Here is an 8,768-nt window from a genome sequence, read left to right as displayed (position 1 = left end):
CAGGCAAGCCAACTCCCACAGTGGACCGGGTTCACAAGTCAAAGTGTGGGAGTTGTCGAGCTTTAAGGCGGCGGCACTGTTGGTAGAGATGTCGCCTGTGCTGCCGTCATCGCAGGCAAGCCAGCTCCCACAGTGGACCGGGTTCACAAGTCAAAGTGTGGGAGTGTTCGAGCTTAGGGGTTGAGGAACGCCTGGTAGTTGTCCTTGGTGATCTGCTGATAAGGAATCGTCAGTTCAGCCGTGTACGGTTCCTTCTTCACCATCTTCACCGCCAGGTCAATCGAGCCTACCGCCTGGCCTTTGTTGTCCTGGTACACCGTTACCAGCAGTTGGCCCTTTTTCACCGCGTCCAATCCGGCTGGGCCGCCGTCGCTGCCGGCCACGAGGATGTCCTTGCCCGGTTGCATGCCGGCCTGGCTGATTGCCATGGCGGCGCCAATCGCCATTTCATCGGCGTTGGCCGCCACTGCGTCGATCTTGCGCCCGGAGACGATCCAGTTGTTCATCAGGTCGATCGCCTTGTTGCGCTGCCACTCCGCAGTTTGTTCTTCGACGATCTTGATGTTCGGGTACTCCTTGAGCACGGTCTTTACCCCCAGCGTGCGGTTGTGGGTGGCGTTGTTGGACAGCAGCCCGAGCATGATCGCCAGGTTGCCCTTGCCACCCATTTTCTCGGCCAGGTAGCGCATCTGGATTTCCCCGGCCTTGACCTCATCCGAGCCTACGTAACCCACGCCCGGCGGCAATTGCTGAGCATCCGGACGGCGGTTGACGTAGACCAGCGGGGTCTTGGCCTGCTGGGCGTTGCTGCTCATCTTCGCCGTGGCCGCAGTGTCGACCGGGTTGACGATGATCGCGTCCATGCCCTGGGCGGTGAAGTTCTGCACCTGGTTGAGCTGGCGCACCACATCGCCCTGGGCATCTTCGAATTGCAGGGTCACCCCGGGCAATTCCTTGGCGTGGGCGGCCATGTAGTCGCGCATCTGCGCGAGGAATACATCATCGACCTGGGCGATGCTCACGCCGATACGGATATCGGCCAGCGCCCAGGGCGTGACAGCGAGGGTAAACAGTGCCGCAAGGAGGTGCTTCTTCATGGTTTTGCTCCGTTGTTATTGTTGTTGTTAAAGCAGGGGTGGTTCAGGCCTGGCGCTTGGCGCGCATCTGCGCCACTGCCGCCGCAAAGTCCGCGGGCGGCCAGCGTTCGTTCAACGCCTGCTGCATCAGCTGCTGCCCGGTTTGCGGGGCCAGGCCTTTGAGCGGTGGGTCGGTGTCGAGGTTGGTGGGGAAGGAATAGCCGTCCGCCGTGCAAGCGATCACGGCCTCGGCATCCAGGGCCGGATTGGCCAGCAGCGCCGGGTACACCGCGAGCATCATGCGGTCGCGGTCGAGGGCTTCCATGGGTTTGCCGAATGCCGAGGAAATTTGCAGCAGGTTGGCCATGCGTTGGCGATCGGCCGTGCGGTTGGTGCCGGCGGCATGGAACAGCGCCGGGTTGAAGAACAGCAGGTCGCCCTTGTTCAGCGCCAATTGCACCGCGTGTTGCTGGAAGTAGTCGATAAACTCTTCGCGGCGCCACGCCAGATAGCCCAAGGCGTATTGCTGGGAGAACGGCAGCAACTGGGTCGGCCCGGTCTCCAGTGGCATATCCGTGTGGGCCACCGCGCCTTGCAGCGTCAGATACTGCGACAACAGGTGCAAGGGCAGGGGGAAACGTTCCACTACATCATTGGTCTGGAAACCCAGGTGGTAATCCCGATGCGGCTGCTGCGCCTGGCCGCCGGGATGCACCACGTTGACCTGTGCCGTGACCTGAAAACTCGGCCCCAGCCACGCTTCGGCAATCAGCCCCAACAGCGGGTTGGCGTAGTACTCGGCAAACGATTCGGGCGACTGCAACGCGGCTTTCTGCAACGAATTCCAGATGCGCCCGTTGCTGCCCGCCTTGGCAAAGTGGTCGGCGGCCACGCATTGGGCGGCCTCATTGGCAAAGATCGCCTCGAACACCTGGCTGTGCCGGTCCACCACTTCCAAATCTTCATAGGCCCGGCGCACCAGCATCACCCCCGGCCCGTCACGGAACAGGCGGTGCAGCTCGTTCATCACGCTGCGGCGGTCGCTGTTGCGCAGGGTCTGGGCCTGATAGATCGGCACGTTGCTGACCACTTCATGGCACAGCGGATAGTCCTCGGCCTGCGCCTGCTGCGCGCAAAGCTGGCTGAAATCCGCCAGGCGCACGGCCTCAGCGCTGACAAACGCCGACATCACACACCCCCTGGCAGGCTCAAGGCCTGGTGCGGTTGCGGGCTGCCGCCGTCGGTGCAGCCGACCACGCCTTGTTCCAGGTCGATCACCGCGCCGGTCATCATGCCCGATTCGCCGGACAGCAAAAACGCCACGCTGCGTGCCACTTCCTCCGGCTTGAGCAGGCGCCCGAACGGCTGCGCGCTTTCGGCCTCTGCCAGCCAGCCGTCCTGGGCACCGTGGTACTGGCGCTGGATGTCATCTTCGTGGGGCGTGTCCATCCAGCCGATATTCAAGCCGTTCACGCGGATGCGGTTGCGCAGTGCAGTGAACGCGACGTTCTTGGTGAGGATCGCCAGCGCGCCCTTCGACGCCGCATACGCGCTCAAAAACGATTGCCCGCCATGCCCGGTGACGCTCTGGATATTCACCACGGCGCCCTCCACACCTTTACCGATCATCAACTTCAGCGCTTCCTGCATGAGGAAAAACGGCGCCCTGACATTCACCGCAAACAGCTTGTCGAACAGCTCCGGCGAGGTGTCGAGGATGGTGCCGCGATCCGACATGCCGGCGCAGTTGACCAAGCCGTGCAAGGTGCCGAAGTGAGTGCGCGCCGCGTCGATGATCGCCCGGCAATCCTCGACTTTCTCCAGGTCCGCCTCGACGAAAAACGCCTGGCAATCCAGCTCGGCCAACTGCCGCACCTGTTCCTCGCCCTGGGCGCGACGGCGCCCGCAGATGATAAGGCCGGCAGCGCCACGCCGGGCCAAGGTGTGCGCGACAGCGGCGCCCAGGCCCTGGGTGCTGCCGGTGACGACAAAGTATTGGCCGCTGAACGAGGTGGCGAGATCGGTGTTAGGCATGCAGTTCTCCTGAATTTTTGTTGTTGTGCATCGCCTGGCTCGACGCCGGGCAAAACTGAGACTAGCATTGCGAAACCTCAGTAACGCCCAAATAAGACCTCAAAAACACCTCAGGCAAAGCCCATGCTCGAACGCGCAAAACACTTCTCCATCAAGCAACTCGCGACCCAGGCGGGCGTCAGCAAAGCCACGGTCGATCGTGTGCTGCACCAGCGCGGCAGCGTGCATGCGCAGACCCGGCGACGCATCGAGCAGGCGTTGGATGAGCTGGAGTCCCAGGAGAAAAACGGCCTGGCGGTGGGCCGAACCTTTCATGTGGACGTGGTCATGCACACGCCCAAGCGCTTCAGTGCGGCGGTGCAGGCGGCCATCGTCGCGCAACTGGCCAGCCTGGCGCCGTTTCGGATTGCCCCGCGTTTTCACCTGTTCGAAGAGATCGAACCCCAGGCCATGCACGACCAACTGCTGCGCTGCCTCGACACCGGCAGCCAGGGCGTGGTGCTCAAGGCCGCCGATGAGCCGGCGGTGAATTCGGCGGTCAAGCAACTGATCGCGGCGGGCATTCCGGTGGTGACCTTGGTGACAGACCTGCCGCAAAGCGAGCGCATCGGCTATGTCGGCATGGACAACCGCACGGCTGGGCAGACCGCCGCGTACCTGATGTCGCGCTGGTTGCCGGCAGTGGCCCAGGACGTCGCCGTGGTGATCGGCAGCGAGTTGTTCCGTGGCGAAGAAGAGCGCGAGATGGGCTTTCGCGCCTGGCTGCGCGGGCGCGCGGCGCACCTGCGGGTGCTGGACATCAGCGGCGGTTATGGCGTTTACGACCGCACCTTCGCACGCGTGACCCAGGCGCTGAAACAACATCCCGAGTTGAAGGCGGTGTACAGCGTCGGCGGCGGCAACCGCGCGATTGTCGATGCCTTCGCCGCCCTCGAACGCCCGCTGGATGTGTTTATCGGCCACGACCTCGACGAAGAAAACCGCCAGCTGCTGCGCGAAGAAAAAGTCGCCGCGATCATCGACCACAACCTGCAGATCGACGCACGCAGCGTGTTCCTGCACATCCTGCAATTTCATCGGCTGTGGAAGGCCGGGCCGATTGCGCCGTCACAGGTGCAGATCGTCACGCCGTTCAACCTGCCGGACTGAATCTCCCCCCAACAACAAAACCAGGAGTGTTCACCATGCTACGAATCGCCGTTCTAGGTGCCGGGCGCATCGCCAAGATCCACGCCGCCAACGTCGCCGCCCACCCGAATGCCACGCTGGTGCTGGTGGCCGATCCCTGGCGCGAGGGGGTCGATGCGCTGAGCACGCAACTGGGCTGTGAGGCGGCTTACGATTGCGCTGCCGTGCTCAGCCGTGACGATATCGATGCCGTGGTCATCGGCACACCCACCGACACCCATATCGACCTGCTGCTGGCAGCGGTAGCAGCGGGCAAGGCGGTACTCTGCGAGAAACCCATCGACCTCGATATCGCCAAGGCGCGCAGCGCGGCCAAGGCCGTGGAACGCCAGGGCGGCCAGGTGATGCTCGGCTTCAACCGGCGCTTCGACCCCGACATGCTGCGCCTGCGCCAAGCCCTGGATGCCGGGCAGATCGGCGCCGTGCGCCAGGTGATAATCACCAGCCGCGACCCCGGCCTGGCGCCGCGTGACTACCTGGCCCACTCCGGCGGCATCCTGCGCGACATGACCATCCACGACTTCGACACCGCGCGCCATCTGCTCGGCGAAGAACCGGTGGAAGTCAGCGCCATCGCCAGCCGCCTGGTGGACCCCAGCCTGGCCGAGATCGACGATTACGACAGCGTGATGGTGCTGCTGCGCACCGCCTCGGGCAAGCAATGCCATATCAACTGCTGCCGCCAGGCGGTGTATGGCTACGACCAGCGCGTCGAAGTATCCGGCGCCAGCGGCGTACTGCTCACCGATAACCATCGGCCCAGCACCTTGCGCCACTGGAGCGCGGCGCACACCGAGGCGCTGGAGCCGTTGCAGCATTTTTTCCTGGAGCGGTATGCGGATGCTTATCGCAATGAGCTGACCCAGTTCATTGATGCGCTGAACAGCGGCCAGCCGCTGCCCACCACCATGCGCGACGGTTTGTATGCGTTGCACTTGGCGGATTGCGCGCTGGAGTCGGTGAAGAGTGGGCGGAGTGTGGCGGTGAGTTACGACCTCTAACGGTAGGCTCCAGTCCGATCCACCAACCGAATGCTGTCACGCCCACCGCGCTTGGTTTCATACAGCGCGGTGTCCCCCTGTTCGATCAACTCCGTCAGGCTCGCCGGCGGCTGGTCGAACAGGTTCGCACCGATGCTCAAGGTCACCGCTGCCGGGGTCGTAAAGGTTTGCGAGGTGAAGTGAAAAAATTGCCCGCGCAGGCGGCTGCCGAGGTCGACGATCTGTTCCGTGGAGGCCGGGTGCAGCAGGATCACAAATTCATCACCGCCCAGGCGCGCGACCAGTGCGCCGCGGGGGACTACTGCGCGGATCATTTCGCTCAAGGCAATCAACAGGCGATCACCCGCGATGTGGCCGTAAAGGTCGTTGACCGGTTTGAAGTTGTCGATGTCGATCAACAGCAACGCGCCCGGACGGGCCGGTGAAACCTGGGCCAGCAAGCGCGGCGCGCGCAGATCCAGGGCGCGGCGGTTGTAGAGGGCGGTCAGCGGGTCGCGGGCGGCGAGGCGGGCGATCTGCTGCTCGCGGCGATAGCGCTCCGAGCCGGTCATCGACAAGGCGATCAGCATGATTGCCATCGCGCCTTCCACCAGTGACACCTGGATGATCTCGCCCTTGAAAGCCGCCAGGTCGATCAAGGTGCCGGGGATCAACACCGACAGCGCCTTGGCCACATAAAACGAGCCGTGGATCAGCAGCACATAACGCAGTTGCACCGCGCCGATGCTCAATGACTTGCCGTGGGGCCGCAGCAGGCTGCTGGCACACAAGGTCGGCGCCGCCACCAGCAGGGACTGCACCGCCAGCATGGCTTTGGACCACGGCAAGTCGGCCGGCAATAGCAACATGCCCAGCCATACGGCGGGCATCAGCAGCCACCACCGCGACAGCCGCGACTGGGTAAACCGCGCCACGCCGAGCAGGAACAGGAAGTGGGCGATCACCAGCAAGCCATTGGCGAACCAGATGCCGATCATCAAAAAGCCGCTGCTGCGCAGCAAGGCGAGGGTGGAGCCGATGCTGATGGTCGCAAAACCGGCGCTCCAGCACAGCAGCGAGGGTTCGCGCACGCTGCGCCATTCAACGGCCAGGTACAGGGCAGCAGCGGCGGCGAGGGCCACGGTGAGGGCCAAAATCGTAGGAGGGTCGAGCGTCATGTCTTGCCGGGTCTGCCTGGTGTGCGTTTAAACCGGGATTGTAAGCGCACACGCAGGTTTTCAGAACACTCATCGTCATGGCATTCAGCCATGCCGATGATCGGTGGTTCAGACGCCTTTGGTTGAGGGCAGCAATATCGTCAGGATGCCCACCAGCGGCAGGAACGAACACAGCTTGTAGACATACTCGATGCCGTGGTTGTCCGCGAGCAGACCGAGCAGCGCTGCACCAATGCCGCTGAAGCCGAACATCAGGCCAAAGAAGATCCCGGCGATCATGCCGACGTTGCCGGGCACCAGCTCTTGGGCGAACACCACGATGGCGGAAAAGGCCGAGGCGAGGATAAAGCCGATCACCACGCTGAGCACCGCGGTCCAGAACAGATCGACGTAGGGCAGGGCGAGGGTGAACGGCGCGGCGCCGAGGATCGAGAACCAGATGACTTTCTTGCGGCCGATCTTGTCGCCAATCGGCCCGCCCGCGAACGTGCCAACGGCAACCGCACCGAGGAACAGGAACAGGTACATCTGCGAACTGGCGACCGACAGGTGGAACTTCTCGATCAGGTAGAAGGTGAAGTAGCTGGTGAGGCTGGACATGTAGAAGTACTTGGAAAACACCAGCACGGCCAGCACCACCAAGGCAAAGGTCACGCGGCCCTTGGACAAGCCATGGGTGGCTTTACCGCCTTGCTTGAGCTTGAACAGGCTGAGGTGGTTGCGATACCAGCGGCTCAAACCGTAGAGCACCAGGATGGCAAATACCGCAAACAGGCCGAACCAGGCGACATGGCCCTGGCCGTAGGGAATGATGATCGCCGCTGCGAGCAACGGGCCGAGGGCACTGCCGGTGTTGCCGCCGACCTGGAAGGTCGATTGCGCGAGGCCGAAGCGACCGCCGGAAGCCAGGCGCGCAACGCGTGAGGTTTCCGGGTGGAAGGTCGAGGACCCCACGCCCACCAGGCCTGCGGCGAGCAGGATCGCCGGGAAGCTGCCGACAAAGGCCAGCATCAGGATGCCGATCAGGGTGCAGACCATGCCGGCGGGCAGCAGCCACGGTTTGGGATGACGGTCGGTGTGGTAGCCGATCCACGGTTGCAGCAAGGAGGCGGTCAGCTGGAAGGTCAGGGTAATCAGGCCGACCTGGGCAAAGCTCAGGCCGTAGTTGGCCTTGAGCATCGGGTAGATCGAGGGCAGCACGGCCTGGATCAGGTCATTGATAAGGTGCGCCAGGGCGCAGGCGCCGAGAATGCGCATGACCAAGGGACTGGCGTGGGGCGTGGCGGTGGTGGCAGCAGCGGGTGACGCGGTCAGGGTCGACATGCAGGCATTCCATACAGGGTGGCGAGTGATTGAGCTCGCCATCTATTTCAAAATGATTCGGTGTTCATGCTAGATTTGCCGAAAATGCCTGTCTCGCGAAATTCGGGCAGCAATCATCGCAAAAAGGGCGAAATGATCAAATCACTGGATAAATTTCTACAGGAAATCGACGAAGGCGACTGGGCGGTGATCAGTTCGGCCACCGACTATCCCGAGAATTGGGTGATCCCCGAGCACAGTCACGAGAAGCACCAATTACTCTACGCCATCGAAGGCGTGATGGTGGTGCACTCGGCACAAAGCCAGTGGACGGTACCGTCCAACCGTGGGTTCTGGATGCCGTGCGGGCAGGTCCACTCGCTGCGGTGCGTAGGGGCATTGAAAATGCGCAGCGTGTTTGTGCGCCCCGACGCGTTCCCCAACTTGCCGAGTGAAACCAAGGCGGTGAGTATCTCGCCGTTGCTGAGTGAGTTGATTAAGGCGTCGGTCAGCCTGAAACCGCCCTATGCCGAAGACTCGCGGGATGCGCGGATCATGCACCTGATCCTCGATGAACTGGCGCTGCTGCCGGCCTTGCCGCTATCCCTGCCGCAGCCAGCTGACTTGCGCATTCAGCAGATCTGCCAGGCGTTGCAGGACGACCCGGGCGATGCGTCCACTGTGGCCGACTGGAGCGAACGCCTGGGCCTGGACCAGAAAACCATCCAGCGCCTGTTCCGCAAGGAAACCGCCATGACCTTCGGCCAATGGCGCCAGCAGGCGCGCTTGTTGCTGGCGCTGGAGCGCATTGCGGTGGGGGAGAAGATTATCGACGTGGCCCTGGAGCTGGGCTATGAAAGCCCGAGCGCCTTTACCAGCATGTTCAAGAAACAGTTTGGCAAGACGCCGAGTCAGTTTTTCAGGTAGGGCGAACCCAGTTCAGAAGGACCAGTGTACCTGTGGCGAGGGAGCTTGCTCCCGCTGGGCCGCGAAGCGGTCCCAAGATTTTG

8 protein-coding genes are annotated in these 8,768 nt (G+C 62.9%); 3 read left to right on the top strand and 5 right to left on the bottom strand.

What is annotated here, in order from left to right:
* Positions 1 to 173 precede the first annotated feature (173 nt).
* Genes NUV89_RS10540 through NUV89_RS10530 form a run of 3 tightly spaced genes read right to left on the bottom strand, consistent with a single transcriptional unit; the run spans position 174 to position 3,110 of the window.
* Complete coding sequence (locus tag NUV89_RS10540) at positions 174 to 1,097, bottom strand: sugar ABC transporter substrate-binding protein (RefSeq protein ID WP_257781241.1); 924 nt, start codon at positions 1,095 to 1,097, stop codon at positions 174 to 176.
* Positions 1,098 to 1,140: 43 nt separating this feature from the next.
* The gene (locus tag NUV89_RS10535; RefSeq protein ID WP_257781240.1) at positions 1,141 to 2,265 is read right to left on the bottom strand and encodes a phytanoyl-CoA dioxygenase family protein; all 1,125 of its coding nucleotides are present in this window, start codon (positions 2,263 to 2,265) and stop codon (positions 1,141 to 1,143) included.
* On the bottom strand, positions 2,265 to 3,110 hold the full coding sequence (locus NUV89_RS10530; RefSeq protein ID WP_257781239.1) for an SDR family oxidoreductase: 846 nt from the start codon (positions 3,108 to 3,110) through the stop codon (positions 2,265 to 2,267). Before NUV89_RS10530 ends, NUV89_RS10535 begins: the two co-directional genes overlap by 1 nt.
* A gap of 123 nt (positions 3,111 to 3,233) precedes the next feature.
* On the opposite strand from NUV89_RS10530, the gene NUV89_RS10525 reads away from it, so the two are divergent.
* Complete coding sequence (locus tag NUV89_RS10525; protein ID WP_257781238.1) at positions 3,234 to 4,259, top strand: LacI family DNA-binding transcriptional regulator; 1,026 nt, start codon at positions 3,234 to 3,236, stop codon at positions 4,257 to 4,259.
* A gap of 35 nt (positions 4,260 to 4,294) precedes the next feature.
* Positions 4,295 to 5,299 (top strand): inositol 2-dehydrogenase, encoded by a 1,005-nt coding sequence (gene iolG / locus NUV89_RS10520; protein WP_257781237.1) that lies wholly within the window; start codon positions 4,295 to 4,297, stop codon positions 5,297 to 5,299.
* On the opposite strand, the gene NUV89_RS10515 is transcribed toward iolG, so the two are convergent.
* Both NUV89_RS10515 and NUV89_RS10510 read right to left on the bottom strand, forming a co-directional pair.
* Entirely contained in the window at positions 5,296 to 6,456 is a 1,161-nt protein-coding gene (locus tag NUV89_RS10515; RefSeq protein ID WP_257781236.1) for a GGDEF domain-containing protein, read from the bottom strand. The two genes, iolG and NUV89_RS10515, sit on opposite strands and share 4 nt — an antisense overlap.
* A 108-nt stretch (positions 6,457 to 6,564) precedes the next feature.
* On the bottom strand, positions 6,565 to 7,779 hold the full coding sequence (locus NUV89_RS10510) for an MFS transporter (protein WP_207042776.1): 1,215 nt from the start codon (positions 7,777 to 7,779) through the stop codon (positions 6,565 to 6,567).
* An 84-nt stretch (positions 7,780 to 7,863) separates the two neighbouring features.
* Here NUV89_RS10510 and NUV89_RS10505 point away from each other — a divergent pair, with 84 nt between their 5' ends.
* The gene (locus NUV89_RS10505; RefSeq protein ID WP_026136708.1) at positions 7,864 to 8,685 is read left to right on the top strand and encodes a helix-turn-helix domain-containing protein; all 822 of its coding nucleotides are present in this window, start codon (positions 7,864 to 7,866) and stop codon (positions 8,683 to 8,685) included.
* The last annotated feature ends 83 nt before the right edge of the window (positions 8,686 to 8,768 follow it).

Source organism: Pseudomonas sp. 18.1.10 (assembly GCF_024655625.1).
Lineage (GTDB): Bacteria > Pseudomonadota > Gammaproteobacteria > Pseudomonadales > Pseudomonadaceae > Aquipseudomonas.
This window is presented reverse-complemented; position numbering and strand designations above follow the sequence as displayed.